Source organism: Alteromonas algae, assembly GCF_049117195.1.
Classification (GTDB): domain Bacteria; phylum Pseudomonadota; class Gammaproteobacteria; order Enterobacterales; family Alteromonadaceae; genus Alteromonas.
In genome coordinates this window covers 3,095,176-3,112,913 of the sequence record NZ_CP185260.1, presented here as the reverse complement: position 1 = coordinate 3,112,913, position 17,738 = coordinate 3,095,176, and the positions used below count along the sequence as shown (strand labels likewise).

Here is a 17,738-nt window from a genome sequence, read left to right as displayed (position 1 = left end):
ATCGATGAAAGCCCTGTTAACTATACTAGTTAAACATGAGCAATAAAAAAAGCCCGCATAAGCGGGCTTTTGTATACGTTTTAATACGCGAGCGTTATACGCTGTAGTACATATCAAATTCTACAGGGTGAGTCGTCATGTTAAGTGTAGTGACTTCCTCAGCCTTCAAACTGATATAAGCATCAATCATGTCGTCAGTCATAACACCGCCTTCGGTTAGGAAGTCGCGATCGTTATCTAGCGCATCAAGTGCCATTTCTAGTGAGCTAGCAACTGTTGGGATTTCAGCTGCTTCTTCTGCTGGGAGGTCGTACAAATCTTTATCCATAGCATCGCCAGGATGGATTTTGTTCTTGATCCCGTCTAGGCCAGCCATAAGCATTGCGGTGAACGCAAGGTATGGGTTAGCAGTAGGGTCAGGGAAGCGAACTTCGATACGACGTGCTCTATCGCTTGTTACATAAGGAATACGGATAGAAGCTGAACGGTTACGCGCAGAGTAAGCAAGCATTACTGGTGCTTCAAACCCTGGTACAAGACGCTTGTACGAGTTAGTTGAAGCATTTGCAAACGCGTTAATTGCGCGTGCATGCTTAATAATTCCGCCAATATAGAAAAGTGCTTCTTCAGAAAGACCCGCGTATTTATCACCGGCAAAGATGTTTTTACCGTCTTTTGCGATAGATTGGTGACAGTGCATACCAGAACCGTTGTCACCAACTAGTGGCTTAGGCATGAAGGTTGCTGTTTGGCCGTAGGCGTGAGCTACGTTGTGAACCACATACTTGTATACTTGAATTTCATCGGCTTTCTTAACAAGCGTATTGAATTCGCAAGCAATTTCGTTTTGGCCAGCGGTTGCTACTTCATGGTGATGTGCTTCTATTACTAGGCCCATCTCTTCCATTACTAAACACATTGCTGCACGAATGTCGTGGGCAGAATCCACTGGAGGAACTGGAAAGTAACCGCCTTTTACGCCAGGGCGGTGAGCCATGTTTCCGCCTTCAAACTCTTCGCCTGAATTCCATTTTGCTTCTGACGAGTCAATTTTGTAGAAAGAGCCTGCCATATCAGTGTGGAATCGAACATCGTCGAACAAGAAGAACTCTGGCTCTGGGCCGAAGTATACGGTGTCGCCGATACCCGTTGATTTCAAGTACTCTTCAGCGCGACGAGCAACAGAACGTGGGTCACGCTCGTAACCTTCCATTGTTGATGGTTCAACGATATCACAACGGATATTAACCTGTGTTTCTTCTGCAAACGGGTCAACAACAACGGTTGTAGGATCAGGAAGAAGAACCATGTCTGATTCGTTGATACCTTTCCAACCAGCAATTGACGAGCCGTCGAACATTTTACCTTCTTCGAAGAAGTCATCACCAACCTGACTTGCAGGAATTGATACGTGTTGTTCTTTACCTTTGGTATCGGTAAAACGTAAATCTACAAATTTCGCTTCGCTTTCTTTAATAAGCTCTAATGCCTTTTCAATTGACATCGTGTCCTCCAGGTTTAATGTAAAAATGCAGAATGATCAGCTTCATTCCAACAATGGAAAAAGGGAAAGCGATAATCATGCCATCTATCGCTATTCGAATTTTCGCGGGATAGCGGCGATATAGGGTTCACCGCCATCAATTTAATGCACCATCTTGGTGCGGTAGCGCCTCTCTTTGGTGCGATACTTTGAGTTCGATGTTAGCTAGCGTAGATTATGTTGACGGTGCTTTCCAATGAAAATATCTATTGTGCGGATGAATTTGTTCCTTTGAGAAGATGAGTTACGTCTAAAAAGTAGGTTTATCAAAAAAAGATGCGCAAATGCCGTGGTTTTTCTGTACAATCCGCGCAAATTTTTCTATCTGCATTTTTTGCAAGAAATCTAGTGCATGCCATGTTGGTATGTATCGATTTATACAGGCTCTATTATAAGCATGAATACCACTGATATAAGTAAGTTGCGTAATATCGCAATCATCGCCCACGTTGACCACGGTAAAACTACCTTGGTAGATAAGCTTCTTCAGCAATCTGGAACGTTGGAATCTCGCGGCGCACAAGAAGAGCGCGTTATGGACTCGAATGACATCGAGAAAGAGCGTGGCATCACCATCTTGGCGAAAAATACTGCAATTAACTGGCAAGATTACCGTATCAACATCGTTGATACTCCAGGACACGCCGATTTCGGTGGTGAAGTAGAGCGTGTAATGTCAATGGCTGATTCAGTGCTTCTGCTTGTTGACGCGCAGGAAGGCCCAATGCCGCAAACGCGCTTCGTTACGCAAAAAGCATTTGCTCAAGGCCTTAAGCCGATTGTTGTTATCAACAAAATCGACAAGCCAGGCGCTCGCCCAGATTGGGTAATGGATCAGGTATTTGATTTGTTCGATAACCTAGGTGCAACTGACGAGCAGTTAGATTTCCAAGTGGTTTATGCTTCTGCACTAAACGGTTGGGCGTCAAACGATGCCGATACGCCGTCTGAAGATATGACTCCGCTTTTCCAAACTATTGTCGACCAAGTTGCTGCACCAGATGCAGACAGAGACGGTGGTTTCCAAATGCAGATTTCTCAGCTTGATTACAACTCATATGTAGGTGTAATTGGTGTGGGTCGCATTAGCCGTGGTTCAGTCAAAACTAACCAGCAGGTAACGGTAGTAACCGCTGACGGTAAAACGCGAAGCGGTAAAGTGGGCCTAGTATATGGCTACCTTGGTCTAGACCGTCACGAAGTTGAAAGCGCAAGCGCCGGTGACATTATTGCAATTACGGGTCTTGGAGAACTTAAAATCTCTGACACAATTTGTGATGTGAACCAGGTTGAAGCATTACCGCCATTATCGGTAGATGAACCAACAGTTACTATGACGTTCCAAGTAAACACCTCACCGTTCGCGGGTAAAGAAGGTAAATACGTAACGTCACGTAACATCCTTGAGCGTCTAAACGATGAGCTTGTACATAACGTAGCGCTTCGTGTTGAAGAAATGCCTGATCCAGATAAATTCCGTGTTTCTGGTCGTGGTGAACTTCATTTAGGCATACTTATCGAGAATATGCGTCGTGAAGGGTATGAGCTTGCAGTATCTCGCCCTGAAGTAATTCTTAAAGAAGAGAATGGCGAAACGACAGAACCTTTCGAAACCTTGACGATTGACTGTGAAGAACAGCATCAGGGTTCTATTATGGAGCAGCTTGGTCTTCGTAAAGCCGAAATGACCGACATGTCTCCAGACGGCAAAGGTCGCGTACGCATTGACTTCGTTATTCCAAGTCGTGGTTTGATTGGTTTCCAAACTGAATTCATGACGATGACGTCTGGTTCTGGTTTGCTGTATCATTCATTCGACCACTACGGCCCGTACAAAGGCGGTATTATTGGTAAGCGTAAAAATGGTGTTCTTATTGCCAACGCTAACGGTAAAGCGCTAACTAATGCATTGTTTAACCTTCAAGAGCGTGGTCGTTTATTCATCGGTCACGGTGTAGAAGTTTATGAAGGTATGGTTATCGGTATTCACAGCCGTGACAACGACCTTACAGTAAACGCACTAAAAGGTAAGCAGCTTACTAACGTTCGTGCATCAGGTACTGATGAAGCACAAACGCTTGTTCCACCAATTAAGATGTCACTTGAACAAGCACTTGAGTTCATTGACGACGATGAACTAGTGGAAGTTACACCTGTTTCTATTCGTATCCGTAAGAAGTTGCTTACAGAAAACGAACGTAAGCGCGCATCACGAGCGCCTAAATAAGGTTAGCGAGTAAACACGCTTAAGTCTTTTTAAAAATGCCAACGTCTCGCTGGCATTTTTTTTAGCTTTAAAAAAGTAAACTCGACGAAAGGCGACTTGTAACATTTCTACTACACTCTATTATCGGGTTAATACCGTATATGAGGAAAGACTATTGTTATCTGTTGCCGTTATCGAAGACGATATACTTACCCTAGAGCTCGTCACCGAAACATTAGAGCAGCGCCTGTCTGCCACCGTGTACCCATTTAGTCGTAGTAAGTTGGCAAGAGATTTTTTGCTACAACAAACGCCCGATTCACTTCACCTTATTATTAGTGATCAAGTCATGCCACATTTCGATGGGCTTAGTTTGCTTAAGACCTGTCGTGCTGCGAATTTACCTATCCCTTTTTTACTGATAACCGCTGACCCTAGCAAAGCATTAGTCATGGAAGCTAGAAAGTTAGGCGCATCAGGCTTTTTGGCGAAGCCAATCGATATGGCAGAGCTAACGGAAAAAGTTTTAGCCACAGCAGCAACGCCTTTTCAATAAACGGGGCGTGAATAAACAAGTGCTATTTGATATAAGCAACCTGTGGTTTTACACCACACAGTGCTAGTGTATTTCGCTGCATCTTATTACACTGGTTAAAGACACGTTTACTTCAGGACCGTATTGTGACTTTCAGTTTTGATAATACACCATCGCGCAAAGACACCTTTTCGTTTAAGTGGCAGAAATACCAAGGCCGCGACATCATTCCTGCGTGGGTAGCTGATACCGAGTACAAATGCGCTCAGCCTATACTAGACGCTATCTCAGCGCAGGTTGAACATGGCAATATGGGGTATATTCTACCCGCCCATCATACAGCCGCTATTGGCGCTGTTCAGCGATGGCTAAAAGACAAACATGATTGGCATATCGAGCCAGAGTGGTTGGTGTGGACCCCTGGTGTAGTACCCGCTTTTAATGTGGCGTGTAAGGCGTACTGTGAGCCGGGCGATAAAGTTCTTATTCAAACTCCCAATTACCCCCCTTTGTTAGCAGCGCCTCAATTAAACGGATTAGAGCGTGTCGATATTGGTACCGTTATCGAAAACGAAGGAACGGATAGTGCCAGATATACCCTAGATTTTGATGCACTTGCGCAGCACGCCAAAGACCCCAAGTGTAAACTATTCATTCTGTGTAATCCGATGAATCCAGTTGGTTCGGTGCTAACACAATCCGAGCTAGATCGCATTGCATCAATTTGTAACGACAACGGTGTGCGATTGTGTTCTGACGAAATACATTGCGATTTAATATTAGAGCCAGGCAAAACACATATCCCTGCTGGAAGAGAAGCTAACTTAGCCGAAAATAGCGTTACGCTGATGGCTGCGAGCAAAACATTCAATATTGCAGGTTTAGGTACGTCTTTTGCCATTATCCCTAACAAAGCGCTTAGAGCGGCTTTCACGCAAGCAGCAGCAGGAATAGTTCCCTGGGTGAATGTGATGGGACTTGCTGCGACACAGGCTGCGTTTACCCAGTGTGACGACTGGCATGAAGCGGAGTTAGCGTATCTTCGTGATAATAGAGCACTGGTGGTAGAAGCAATAAATGCGATAGATGGGCTAACGCTTATTACACCTGACGCTACCTTTTTGGCGTGGGTGGATGGTAGCGGCTTGCAGGTCGATAACGTGCTTAAGTGGGCAGAAGGCAAGGGCGTAGGGCCATCGCCAGGGGTGGATTTTCATAAACCTGATCATTTCAGGATCAACTTCGGGTGTAGCCGAGCAATGCTCAAAGAAATACTAACGCGCTTGGCACAATAAGCGCATGGAGTGGGTAATACAACCTATTGCACGATGATGCATTACACCGTGCAATAGGTTGTATTACCCACGCGTTGACTCATTCGGCGTTTGCCACTGATATGGCGTGCCTACAGAAACGTACTGATAAGTTTATATAGCCCTAGCCCGATTACCACAGCCACCACAAATACACCGGCAACATTGCTTATCCAGCTATTTTTAAACGCGCCAAGTTTGCTGCTTTTGTTCATAACGACTAATAAAAATACAGCAATAATAGGCAGCAGCAGTCCGTTGGTCGCTTGTGCAAATAAAATGGCGGGTAGCGGCTTGTAGCCCATGGCGGCGACAAGCACACCGATTACAATAATGGTAAACCATACACCTCTAAAAGCGCGCCCTTTTAGGTTGTCAGATAACCCAAGCGCGCCACATACGGCGTAAGCGGCAGCCAATGGAGCGGTAATAGCACTTGTTAAGCCTGCTGCAAAAAGGCCTAATGCAAAAAACCATTGTGCATTTTCCCCCAATACAGGTTTAAGCTGTTCGCCCATATTAGATGCGTCCATGGTCGCGGCACTGTTAAAAAATGCCATCATTGCGGTCGCCATGACAATCAACGTGATAAGGCCACCTAACGATATTGCTCTTACCGATTGCGCACGGCTATCGTTAACAGCAATGTCAGTGGCTCTTGTCCTCGAGGCGTTAGCGACTAAACTGGCATGTAAAAACAGGTTGTAAGGTACAATCGTTGTACCAATCAATGCCAGTATCGTTGTTATCTCTTTAGCTGAAAGTTGCGGTGAAAAGGCCTGTGAAAACATGTCGGCAATATTCGGTTTAGCAACGATAAAGGTAACTAAAAATACTGCAGCCATGACAAAAACAAGGCAAACAAGTACGTTTTCAATCCACTTATAGCTTCCCGTATACAAAAGAACGATGGCCAGCACCCCGAGTACAGTCGCCCATTCGGCAACGCCCACATTAATAAATGCATCAAGGCCAATTGCTGCACCCGTAAGATTCCCTGATTCGTAAGCGGCGTTACCAATGCCTATTGCCCCTACAATCAGCAGCATAAATACAGAGCGCAGCCAACGCAGTGATACGGTGTCTTTCATTGCTTGCGCAAGTCCGCTGCCTGTTGCCGCGCCCAATCTTGCGGCCATGTCTTGCAATATGATGGTGGCAAAAATAGAAAAAAGGAGCGCCCATACAAGGTGAAAACCGAAATTAGCACCTGCGAGGCTTGCGGTTGTAATGGTGCCAGGGCCTATAAAGGCCGCTGCGATAATGTAACCCGATTTATCTTTTGCCATTTATCCCACTCTTCGTTATGTTTCTTGGTCATATTAACGGTGTATTCATGGTAGCGGCGCTATCGTTTGTAATGGACATAATGTAAAACACAAAAGCAGCTAGCGACGAACGCCTTAACATGGTGTGCACTGTAACGGAAATTGCCGTAATATCGCAAACATAAACGAGGACGCACTATGAACGCCCAAAAAAAGCCGATAGATATTCTCAAACCTCTCTATAACTCAGCGTCGTTTGCAAGTGTGTTACCTGATATTTATCACGCTGACGGCATGATTTTCGCCGTTGCGTCTGCGCCAGAAATTCCTATGCCAGAGCAGTGGATGCCGTGGTTAGTTCAGCAGTCTTCAGGTGTGCTGGTTGATAGTGATGTCGATATCATTGCTGACGCGCTTATGAATACATTACGAAGCCATTTACAGCATATGAGAGATGAACAGCCCTCTTGGCCTCTTTCTATTATTTCTTCACACGAGGATACGCCAGCGAGTCCTGCACTTTCTAGTTGGCTTAAAGGGTTATTAACGGCGCACCAGCAACTTGAAGACGTGTGGCAACGTGCATGGCAGAATGTACCTCAGCAGGGAGTATCGATCGATCCCCCTGAAAAGCGGTTAACGCGATGTTTAAAACTATTTTCTACGCTGGCTGATGAAGCCTTAGCTTTACGGCAACGAAATGATGAACAGGCTCAGTTACTTAAAGAAAACTTGCCCGTATTAAGAAAGCAGGTGTCGCCATTATTATCTGACTACGTGGCGCTTGCTGGTGAACTTGCGCAATCACTCCCTAACCAATTTGAGATGTTTTCATCACTTGATGGTTAACGCTTATCGTCATTAACAGGCTAATTAACGCTGGCGATTGTATTGTTGGCGTTGGGAAACTGCCTGCTTCATCGATGCCGTGTAAGCATCTAAAGCTGCTTTTGCTCTATCGTAAGCGTCCGACAATTCAGCCGCTTCAGGGTGCTGCATAAGCGCTTGAAAGGCGACATCAGTTTCCTGCAACAACATTTTCAGTTGCTGGTTACCAATGTCTACCGTGTTATCTTCCATAATGTGAATCCTTTCGTGTTAATCCGTGACACCAGAAGCGTGTCAGCACAATATCATCGCTGACACGTTTATAAACTTACCTGCTTTTTCTTTTTTTACAAGGGTTTAACAACCGCTAAACATACAATTGCGAGTATCAATAGTACAGGCGCTTCGTTCAATATACGGTAAAAGCGAGGCGTGTGACGGTTTTCGTCTCTGGCAAACTGTTTCATTAACTTAAACAAATAGAAGTGATAGCCATAAATGGCAAGTAAAAGTAAAAACTTTATATGTAACCAGCCCGACATTTTGAACCAGGTAGCTCCATAACTGACAATTAGTGCGATACCAAAAACAAGGGTAAAAAACGCGAAGGGGGTGACAAACCACCAAAGCCGCCTTTCCATGACTTTAAATTCATCTTTTACAACCTGAGAGGTGGTTGTTGCGTGATAAACAAACAGGCGTGGAAGATAAAAAATACCCGCCATCCACGCGAGCATAAAAAAGAGGTGAAATGCCTTAAACCATAAGATGTACATTTTAATATTGTGCCTTTTGTAAAAAGCTTTGCAAAATATTCCAAGTGATGACACCGATAATGTCATTCAGTTCTTGATCATAGATATAAACTGCACCTGAACGTGTGTTTTTGAGAAGTTCATAGACTTCGTGCAAGGTTGATTGAGCGCTAATGCCCTCCATCTCGTGATAATTCAGCGGCTGGGCGTCATGCTCTAAACTTACATTGTATTGGACCAGACGATGTCGCACATCTATTTCAAATTTTGAGCGCTGCACAACAACTGCGGTTGGGTTCTTCGATAAAAAGTCTTTTAATGCGGCGTCAGGCGCATCATGGAACAGCTTATATTCGGTGTTCATCGCCGCCAGCACCCCTGTTTTTTCTAACGATTCTCTAATGGAAGAAATCGCATAAGGAAGGTTTTGATAATCTAATTGCCGGATGAAAATAGAGCGGTTACCAAAGAACTGTGTTGAAGTAACATAGGCTGGCACGATAACAAGCATTGCGGGTAAAATAATTTGTGGGCTATACGACAATTCCATTACCGCCGATAATGCAGCTAAGGGGGCATGCAGAACTGCCGTTAGCATGCCCGCAATACCCAGTAGCGCGAAGCTGCTGGTAAAGTTAGGCAGGTCGAAGAAATAAGCCAAAGGCAGCAAAAGCACCGCACCGGCAAGCATGCCGATTACCATCACAGGGCCAATAATGCCGCCAGGTACGCCAAGGCCAATGGCACAAACTGCTAGCACCACTTTAAATACCAACACGGCACACAGCAGCCACGTACTCGGGCTGCTTAAAAAGAACGACTCTACATCGGCAAAGTTAGCGCCTAACGCTTGTGGAAGCAGCGTACCGACGGCGCCAGTAATAATGGCAGCCAGTATCAATCGCCAAATCATTGATACCGGGCGAAAGAAGGTCATTACGCGCATCAATTGATTGTTGAAAAGCGTGGCTAGCAGTCCCAGTAGCACGCCAAAAACGATAAGGTAAAGATACATCCACTCGCTAAATGTGTTGAATGAAAGAAATGACAATTCGTTCACTTCACCGAAGACCATTCGGGTGAGAACCGAGCCACATGCAGCGGCAAGCATGATAGGGACAAAAATGTGTATCTTGTATTCTCTTAACACCACTTCCATCACAAAAATTACCGCCGCAAACGGCGTGTTAAATGATGCTGAAATACCTGCCGCAATGCCACAACCAGCCAAAATACGAATACTGTTGTAAGGCAGTTTAAGCCATTGCCCGATAAGACTACTGCTTGATGCGCCTAAATGTACCGACGGCCCCTCTCTGCCCACTACAAAACCGCCGGCAAGGGCCAGCATGCCGCCAAAAAACTGATTAATGGTGGTTCTAAAAGGAATATACCCATAAAAGTACTTAATGCGGTGAATAACGAACGGGATCCCCATTCGGTAATGTTTGAACCCAGTAAAGTAGGCAATGAGTAAAATAAAACTAACGCTGGCAAGCGGGAGTAACAACAAGACTGGCCAGTCTGCAGTGAAATACTGTTTTAACGTTTCGATGCCTGAGGATTGCAACCACTCTACACACAGCCGAAAAAGTATAATGATAAGCGCTGCGCTTACACCGCCCACAATGCCAAGTAAGCAAAGCTGAATGGACGTTCTAGGGTGAGCCACTTCTTGTCGTAAAGATTGCAAGCGCATGATGTGATAAAGTAGTACGAGTAATATTCAAAGCTTAACACAAACACTTGCAATTCATAATGTTAAGAAAACATGGATTTAGCGTTCAAACAACTAATAAGCCTATATGACTACAGATGAACTGAAAACCCGACTTGGAAATTATAAATGGTCGTTATTGACCGTCTGCATCATGTTGTTAATGGTCATTTTCGGTTATCAATTAGCAAGATACATAGACGAAGGCCATGCGCGTACTGTCGCCGCACAGAAAGAAACCATTTCAATTTTGCTCAACGAGAACGAAAAGCTTCTCACTCAATCAAACCAACGAGATATTGCATTGGCTATTGCCGATGAGGAAAAACAAATTATCGTGGGTGAATTGGCTTTGCTTAAAGATGAACAAGAAAAATTGAAGGAGCAAATCGCGTTTTATGAGCGGGTAATCGCGCCTGAAAATACGCAAGATGGATTTCTTGTTGATGATATTGAAGTCTTTGAAACACAAAGAGATAACACTTTTCAATTGCGGTTTGTGTTATTGCAAGAACGCTTAACTAAAGCGGTCATAAAAGGAACATTGAATATAAGTGTATCGGGGTTTGTTGACGATAAACCGATTACCGTTGGGACAGAGGATGAGACGTTTTTAGCCTCACCTTTGGCGTATCGGTTTAAATACTTTCAGAATGAAAGTTTGACGTTTTCGTTGCCCGAAAACATGAAAGCAGAATCGATAGTATTTTCCACGACCGTTTATCAATATAAACGGCGACTTGGCGCGTACACGAAGTCGGTACCGTGGGGCGAGGCCGTTGCAGTCAGCGAACGAAGTGCGCAAGAGCAGTAAATAGTGACGTGAGACATATCGCATAAGCACTAGGTATAAGCCAATAGGGTAAGCATTAAGCATAAGGAGTCGAGTGATGACAAACGGTTTTCGCACAGAGCAAGATAGCATGGGAAGTGTAAAGGTGCCGGTTGATGCCCTCTATGGTTCACAAACTCAACGTGCACTTAATAACTTTCCTGTCAGCGGTATGGGTATGCCTCGTCGGTTTATCGAAGCATTAGTGTTGGTAAAAAAAGCCGCGGCAAAAGCGAACAGTGAGCTTGGCGCCATTGATAGTAAAATAGGCGAAGCAATTGTAAGTGCCTGTGAACAGTTATTAGGCGACCCTTTGCTGCTAGACCATTTTCCGGTTGATGTGTTTCAAACTGGGTCAGGTACAAGCACTAACATGAATGCTAACGAAGTTATTGCCACGCTAGCCAATAAGGGCACAGAGGTGACTATTCACCCAAATGACCACGTTAATTATGGTCAAAGTTCTAATGATGTTATTCCTACAACCATTCATGTTAGTGCGTCTAAAGAGGTCATTGAAAATCTGTTACCCGCGTTAGACGCATTAATTAATGTTATTGACGTGAAAGCCGCCACCCTTACTCATATGTGCAAAACTGGCAGAACGCATTTAATGGATGCAATGCCGATTACCCTGTCACAAAGCTTGTCTGGCTGGTCATCTCAGCTGCGTCAACAGCAAAGGCTTTTAACGCAGTTTATACCGGTCATTACTGCCATTGCACAAGGGGGCACTGCAGTGGGGACGGGGATCAATGCCCCTGCCGGTTTTGCGTCGGCCTTTTCTCGTCAACTCTCAACATTAACAGGAATTTCTTTTTCTCCCGCTGATAATTTTTTCTCTCATATCGCCTCTCAAGATTCGGCGGTTTCACTGTCTGGCTTAGTTAAGTCACTGGCGGTTACGTTGATGAAGATAGCAAACGACTTGCGTTGGATGAATTCAGGTCCTTTATCCGGATTGGGGGAGATAGCATTACCCGCTGTTCAACCTGGTTCGTCAATTATGCCCGGAAAAGTTAACCCCGTTATTCCTGAATCGGTTGCGATGGCGGCTGCCCAAGTCATAGGAAATGATGCTGCAATCACCGTGGGTGGGCAATCAGGGAATTTTGAACTTAATGTCATGTTACCCATGATTGCCAATAATTTACTTCAGAGTATTACCCTTATGGCCAATAGCATGAAAATACTCGGTGATAGCGCCATAAAGGACTTTGTGGTTCAAGAGGGTGTGCTTGAAAACGCACTGCGTAAAAACCCTATCTTGGTAACAGCGCTTAACCCTATTATAGGGTATGCGCGCGCTGCTGAAATCGCCAAAAAAGCCTACAAAGAAGCGCGCTCTGTCATCGATGTGGCGTCTGAAATGACAGATATACCCCGAGACGAGCTTGTTCAGTTGCTTGACCCCGTAAAATTGGCCATGAATAACGCTGAGTGAAACATGTTGAGATCGTCAGTGAAAAGGCAAAATGTGTATGAAGTGGTTGATTTGTGAACGGTTGTTGCTGATTTTATAGGTTATTTGTTGCCGTTAAAGTGGAATTTGTTAGAGTGCTACGCTTGCTAAAGAGCCCGCTTTAGGTGCATTGGCGCTAAACAAACCCTCAGGAACAATAAATGACAGACACGTGCTTTCGCATGAAAGGAACCACGCTAACCAGCATAGTGTTAGAGGTGGTAAGTTTTGACCCAGATATATTTACTTCACAGTTAGAACACAAAGTGGCAACCGCCCCTCAGTTTTTCAAACGCTCCTCTCTCATCATACAGTTGAATGCATCTTTGTCGGCAACCGAGTTCGAGCTATTAGTGGCAATATGTAAACGCTTGGCACTTCAACCGATGGCGGTTCGCGGTAACGTAGAAGGCCTTAAAACCACTATAAATGACTTGGGTTTGGCTGATGTGAGTCAAAGTAAATTTAGTGAAACTTCTCTTGGCAATAATCGAAGTGAAAATACGCAGCAAGATGAGGCAGAAGGCATGTCGACAAAAGCTAGCGCTGTCGCTGCTACCGTGTCTCAGACTGCGTTAAAACCGGCAAAAGTGATCACTAGACCCGTTCGTTCAGGGCAGCAAGTTTATGCAGATGGGTGCGATTTAATTGTGGCCGCGACCGTCAGTGAGGGAGCTGAAGTGTTAGCTGACGGCAATATTCATATATACGGTACGTTAAGAGGGCGGGCATTAGCCGGCGTGAAGGGAAACACTCACGCTCGCGTATTTTGTCAGTCTCTTGATGCAGAGCTTATTTCCATTGCAGGACAATTCATTATGCATGAAACCGTAAAGGCGTCATGTTGGAAAATGCCTGCGCATATCTTTTTAGAAGACGATACGCTGCGTATTGAGCCTCTTGCTCAGCGATAAGCGTCTATCATTAGGAATTCAGTAATAATGGCAAAAATAATAGTTGTAACATCGGGCAAAGGGGGAGTGGGTAAAACCACATCTAGCGCGGCTATCAGTACCGGTCTGGCATTAAGCGGTAAGAAAACCGTAGTTATTGATTTTGATGTGGGCTTGAGAAACCTTGATTTAATTATGGGCTGTGAGCGAAGAGTGGTCTATGATTTTGTTAATGTCATCAATAAAGAAGCCACACTGAAGCAGGCACTTATAAAAGATAAACGTACAGACAACCTGTTTATCTTGCCTGCCTCGCAAACCAGAGATAAAGACGCGCTTACCATTGATGGGGTGCAAGCGGTTCTTGATGAACTTAAAGAAGACTTTGACTTTATTATCTGTGATTCACCGGCAGGCATCGAGCAAGGTGCGCAAATGGCATTGTATTTTGCTGATGAAGCCATTGTGGTTACTAACCCTGAGGTGTCGTCGGTGCGAGATTCTGACCGCATATTGGGTATTTTACAGAGTAAGTCGAAGCGTGCAGAGCAAGGTCATGCCGTAAAAGAACACTTATTGCTTACTCGCTATAACCCATCACGTGTGGAAAGCGCCGAAATGCTTAGCGTTGAAGATGTCGAAGAAATACTCGCTATCCCGTTGCTAGGTGTGATCCCTGAATCGGAGTCAGTTTTAAAAGCGTCTAATCAAGGGTTGCCGGTAATTTTAGATGAGAACGCGAATGCAGGCCAAGCCTATAATGACGCTGTGAAGCGTTTATTAGGTGAAACGGTTGAACACCGGTTCTTAGAGGTGGAGAAAAAAGGCTTCTTCAAACGGTTTTTAGGAGGTAAGTAATGGGTATTTTCGACTTATTGAAGAAAAAGCAAAAGCCAAGTACTGCTGCCGTAGCGAAAGAACGCCTGCAGATTATTGTTGCTCATGAGCGAAAAAAGCGAACAGAGCCTGACTACTTGCCCATGATGCAGCAGGAAATCATTCAGGTTATTCGTAAATATGTCAGCATTGCCGATGACCAAGTGTCTGTGCAACTAGACAACAACGATGATTGCAGCGTATTAGAGTTAAACGTTACATTACCCGAGTCATAGCCTATTTGTTTGCTATCGTTTTAGGGCGTTTATTGCCTATCTAATAAACGCCGCTTTTTCTTCTTATTTCGTACCTATAACCAACGCCACACTATGGCGCACAAAGCCCCCTACGTTCCTTTGCATAATGACTGCGCCCGTTGTCGTGCACCTGTGTATTACACTAAAGAAGTATCTTAAAAAATAATCAACTACACTACACTATCAGTGGGGAAAGAATGAGCTGATAAAGTTGTTCTAGTAGGTCAACTAGGCAAGCCATGGATAATACGAGCACACAACACGAAATCAATATACTACGGCGGCGCCTGGCAAGAGAAAAACAGGCGAGAGAAGCCGCTGAAAGTTTGTTGGACGATTATGCCAAAAAATCATTTCTGGCTAATGAAAACCTTCGCAAAGCGGTTGAAAAGGCTAGTGCGAAACAAGAAGAAATTGAATTCTTCGTTAAGTCTGCTGCTGAACTACAGAAAAGCCAAAGCAGTCTCGCGTTAGTAGAGTCCTTGCTGAAGCTGTGTGTTGATTTCACTGACGCAGCTTTCGGTACATGCTATTTTTGCCAGCGTGGCGAAATAGTAAGTCGTGGGGCGACGTATGGCGACCCAACTGGGTTTGATGTCGCTGAAACCGTTGCTCAGTGCCTTCCCACATCTGAAGAACAAATCTTAAGTTCATGGTGCGTACAAGACGTCGAGATTACTAACACGCAAGAAAATGTGTGGTTCTTATCATCTAATTTTAAGTATGTCGACGGCACGATAGGTTGGTTAGTTTTTTTCATTGAAACTCCTTTCATTGACGAGGAGAAACTTTACATACTCGATAGCCATTTAGCGCATTTGCGAACGGGGTTAGAAAGCATGTACGATGGGCCGGGTGATGGTAACAACGCCGCGTCGAATGCTCTTGAAAAAGAACTGAATCAAACAAAAAAACAGCTTGCTGCCGCTGACAGAATGTCTTCATTAGGTTTTTTGGCCAGCGGTGTTGCACACGAAATCAATAACCCCCTTGCGTTTATTGCATCTAACAATCGTTATTTGCAACGCACTCTGATGACGCTCGTTTCATCACTGAAAGACCTTCTGATGAGTTCGTCAGACTCGGCAACGATTGATGCGCTACAACAAATCGACTTGCCCAAGCTTGAGCAAGATGTATTTGAAGTGTTAGACGACAATATGCATGGTTTGAACCGGTTAAGTGGCATCAGCGATAACCTAAGAACCTTTATTCATACTGGCGATAAAGGCTTCGTGAAACTGAATCTCAATCGGTGTGTTGAACGCGCTGTTAAAATGGCATCATTTTCAAAGAAAAGTCAAAATTTAGTAACGGTTAACCTTCTTGAAGGCGAGCCTGAAGTGTTTGGAAACGAAGGAGAAATTGAGCAAGTATTGCTCAATATATTTATTAATGCCCTTCAGGCGATAGGTGATGGTGGAAGTGTTGAAGTAACGTTAATAAATGATGCAGATACGTTTAGCGTGAAGATAAGAGACGATGGCCCTGGCATTAGTGAAGCAAATTTAGAAAAGATATTCTCTCCATTTTTTACTACAAAAGTGGTGGGAGAGGGTACCGGTTTGGGGCTTGCCATATCTAAAAATATCATTGATGCTCACAACGGTGCGCTATTGGTTGATTCGGTGGTGGGCGTAGGCACTTGCTTTAGTATCGTGCTGCCTAAAGCAGACGACGTAAAGGATTAAAGGGAACAGAATATGGCAGATAAGTTAGAGGTATTACTAGTAGATGACGAGGTCCAAGTACAGCGAGCGTTGAGACGTACGCTTGACTCTATTATCTCAGCCAATATCGACATCGCCAGCAGTGGTGAAGAAGGGCTCGAAAAATGTCATGACAAAAGCTATGACATCATCATCAGCGATTTGACCATGACGGGTATGGAAGGCACTGAGTTTTTAAGGCAGGTATCAGAGTTTGCACCCGAAACCATACGCATTATGCTGACCGCTCATGGTGACGTTGATCATGTACTAGACGCCGTGAACGAAGCCAAGGTGTGGAGCTATCTACAAAAACCATGGGACGACAAGCGTTTAGAAATGGTGATTGATCAGGCTGTGAGTATGCGTAAAGTGCTGGTGGAACGTAGCATGCTTAAAGCGGCATTATTGGCTGCGCAAAGTAAGCGCAAGCGGGTAGTAGAGGGCTTTATTGGTGAATCAAGAGCACTTCAGAGCGCCTATGCCGTAATTGAAAAAGCGGCGCCTAGTAATGCATCTGTTTTCATAACGGGTGAAAGCGGTGTTGGTAAAGAGGTTGCAGCCCAGGCAATACATAACTTAAGTAAGCGAAAATTAGACAACTTTGTTGCGCTAAACTGTGCAGCGATACCGTCTGAACTCATGGAGTCTGAAATTTTTGGCCATGTTAAAGGCGCGTTTTCTGGTGCAGTAACACACAGAGACGGCGCGGCATCGCTAGCGGACAACGGGACACTATTTTTAGATGAGCTGGGCGAGATGGATATGGGGTTGCAGGCTAAAATTTTGCGCTTCATACAAACCGGCACGTTTCAGCGAGTGGGGTCGGGAAAAGTTGAAAAAGTTAATGTGCGCTTTATTGCCGCAACCAATCGGGACCCTTATGACGCGATTAAAGATGGGCGTTTAAGGGAGGATTTATTTTACCGATTAAATGTAATAGCGCTTCAGCTTCCCCCTTTACGAGAACGAGGGGATGATGTTTTGCTATTGGCTAATCACTTTATGCGCTGCTTTATGGAAGAGGAGCAAAAGATGTTTGCTGGCTTTACCGAAGATGCGAAATCAGTACTGCGTAAGTTTTCATGGCCAGGCAATGTAAGGCAACTACAAAACCTTATTCATAGCTGCGTGGTAATGAATGACGGCCCACTTTTATCGGGCGCGATGCTTGCCTCGCAGTTGCCAAAGCTACAAGAAAAGATAGCGTCTTTAGCGCCGTCTGTAGATGAAAAACAACACGACATTCCCTTCACAAATAGTATAGATGAGATACCAACCTCTGAGGCATCCATTGAATCTTTGGCGGATATCGAGCGAAAAGCTATTCAAAGTGCAATCGCGTATTACGAAGACAATGTCGTTAAAGCCGCAAGTGCCCTTGGCGTTAGCCCCTCAACACTCTATCGTAAAATTCAGCAATGGTGATTATTGTTCACGCTAATCGTTCTTTGGGAATAGTTCGGCCTTACATTCCGTATTTGGTATGCAGCAATGCTTACACGTGAAAGCGACGTATCGCGTACCATTTCTATGAGACAGTA

General features: G+C 44.6%; 16 protein-coding genes. 11 read left to right on the top strand and 5 right to left on the bottom strand.

Annotation, left to right across the window (positions count from 1 at the left end):
* Nucleotides 1-94 precede the first annotated feature (94 nt).
* Nucleotides 95-1,504 carry a glutamate--ammonia ligase gene (glnA, locus tag ACOJRU_RS13915; protein WP_421132340.1) on the bottom strand — a complete coding sequence of 470 codons (1,410 nt, stop codon included), beginning with the start codon at nt 1,502-1,504 and terminating at the stop codon, nt 95-97.
* Nucleotides 1,505-1,940: 436 nt separating this feature from the next.
* On the opposite strand from glnA, the gene typA reads away from it, so the two are divergent.
* The 3 genes from typA to ACOJRU_RS13900 all read left to right on the top strand — a co-directional run bounded on the left by typA (nt 1,941) and on the right by ACOJRU_RS13900 (nt 5,579).
* On the top strand, nt 1,941-3,770 hold the full coding sequence (gene typA / locus ACOJRU_RS13910) for a translational GTPase TypA (RefSeq protein WP_421132339.1): 1,830 nt from the start codon (nt 1,941-1,943) through the stop codon (nt 3,768-3,770).
* A 154-nt stretch (nt 3,771-3,924) separates the two neighbouring features.
* On the top strand, nt 3,925-4,305 hold the full coding sequence (locus ACOJRU_RS13905; protein WP_421132338.1) for a response regulator: 381 nt from the start codon (nt 3,925-3,927) through the stop codon (nt 4,303-4,305).
* A 125-nt stretch (nt 4,306-4,430) separates the two neighbouring features.
* Nucleotides 4,431-5,579, top strand: a complete 1,149-nt coding sequence (locus ACOJRU_RS13900) for a MalY/PatB family protein (RefSeq protein WP_421132337.1) — start codon at nt 4,431-4,433, stop codon at nt 5,577-5,579.
* A 110-nt stretch (nt 5,580-5,689) separates the two neighbouring features.
* On the opposite strand, the gene ACOJRU_RS13895 is transcribed toward ACOJRU_RS13900, so the two are convergent.
* Nucleotides 5,690-6,886, bottom strand: coding sequence for an Nramp family divalent metal transporter (locus ACOJRU_RS13895; protein ID WP_421132336.1), 1,197 nt, complete (start codon nt 6,884-6,886; stop codon nt 5,690-5,692).
* 177 nt (nt 6,887-7,063) lie between these two features.
* Between ACOJRU_RS13895 and ACOJRU_RS13890 the strand changes: the two genes are divergently transcribed.
* Nucleotides 7,064-7,714, top strand: a complete 651-nt coding sequence (locus ACOJRU_RS13890) for a UPF0149 family protein (protein ID WP_421132335.1) — start codon at nt 7,064-7,066, stop codon at nt 7,712-7,714.
* A 24-nt stretch (nt 7,715-7,738) separates the two neighbouring features.
* On the opposite strand, the gene ACOJRU_RS13885 is transcribed toward ACOJRU_RS13890, so the two are convergent.
* The 3 genes from ACOJRU_RS13885 to ACOJRU_RS13875 all read right to left on the bottom strand — a co-directional run bounded on the left by ACOJRU_RS13885 (nt 7,739) and on the right by ACOJRU_RS13875 (nt 10,147).
* Nucleotides 7,739-7,945 (bottom strand): hypothetical protein, encoded by a 207-nt coding sequence (locus tag ACOJRU_RS13885; RefSeq protein WP_421132334.1) that lies wholly within the window; start codon nt 7,943-7,945, stop codon nt 7,739-7,741.
* A 95-nt stretch (nt 7,946-8,040) separates the two neighbouring features.
* Nucleotides 8,041-8,469, bottom strand: a complete 429-nt coding sequence (locus tag ACOJRU_RS13880; protein ID WP_421132333.1) for a CopD family protein — start codon at nt 8,467-8,469, stop codon at nt 8,041-8,043.
* A gap of 1 nt (nt 8,470) precedes the next feature.
* Nucleotides 8,471-10,147, bottom strand: coding sequence for a chloride channel protein (locus ACOJRU_RS13875; protein WP_421132332.1), 1,677 nt, complete (start codon nt 10,145-10,147; stop codon nt 8,471-8,473).
* Nucleotides 10,148-10,253: 106 nt separating this feature from the next.
* Between ACOJRU_RS13875 and ACOJRU_RS13870 the strand changes: the two genes are divergently transcribed.
* The 7 genes from ACOJRU_RS13870 to ACOJRU_RS13840 all read left to right on the top strand — a co-directional run bounded on the left by ACOJRU_RS13870 (nt 10,254) and on the right by ACOJRU_RS13840 (nt 17,622).
* Nucleotides 10,254-10,979 (top strand): DUF6776 family protein, encoded by a 726-nt coding sequence (locus ACOJRU_RS13870; RefSeq protein WP_421132331.1) that lies wholly within the window; start codon nt 10,254-10,256, stop codon nt 10,977-10,979.
* A 76-nt stretch (nt 10,980-11,055) separates the two neighbouring features.
* Nucleotides 11,056-12,441, top strand: coding sequence for a class II fumarate hydratase (locus ACOJRU_RS13865; RefSeq protein ID WP_421132330.1), 1,386 nt, complete (start codon nt 11,056-11,058; stop codon nt 12,439-12,441).
* Nucleotides 12,442-12,620: 179 nt separating this feature from the next.
* Nucleotides 12,621-13,373 (top strand): septum site-determining protein MinC, encoded by a 753-nt coding sequence (gene minC / locus ACOJRU_RS13860; RefSeq protein ID WP_421132329.1) that lies wholly within the window; start codon nt 12,621-12,623, stop codon nt 13,371-13,373.
* A 27-nt stretch (nt 13,374-13,400) separates the two neighbouring features.
* Entirely contained in the window at nt 13,401-14,210 is an 810-nt protein-coding gene (gene minD / locus ACOJRU_RS13855) for a septum site-determining protein MinD (RefSeq protein WP_421132328.1), read from the top strand.
* Entirely contained in the window at nt 14,210-14,464 is a 255-nt protein-coding gene (minE, locus tag ACOJRU_RS13850) for a cell division topological specificity factor MinE (protein ID WP_421132327.1), read from the top strand. The genes minD and minE overlap by 1 nt, the downstream gene beginning before the upstream one ends.
* A 260-nt stretch (nt 14,465-14,724) precedes the next feature.
* Entirely contained in the window at nt 14,725-16,176 is a 1,452-nt protein-coding gene (locus tag ACOJRU_RS13845; RefSeq protein WP_421132326.1) for a sensor histidine kinase, read from the top strand.
* A 12-nt stretch (nt 16,177-16,188) separates the two neighbouring features.
* Entirely contained in the window at nt 16,189-17,622 is a 1,434-nt protein-coding gene (locus ACOJRU_RS13840; protein ID WP_421132325.1) for a sigma-54-dependent transcriptional regulator, read from the top strand.
* The last annotated feature ends 116 nt before the right edge of the window (nt 17,623-17,738 follow it).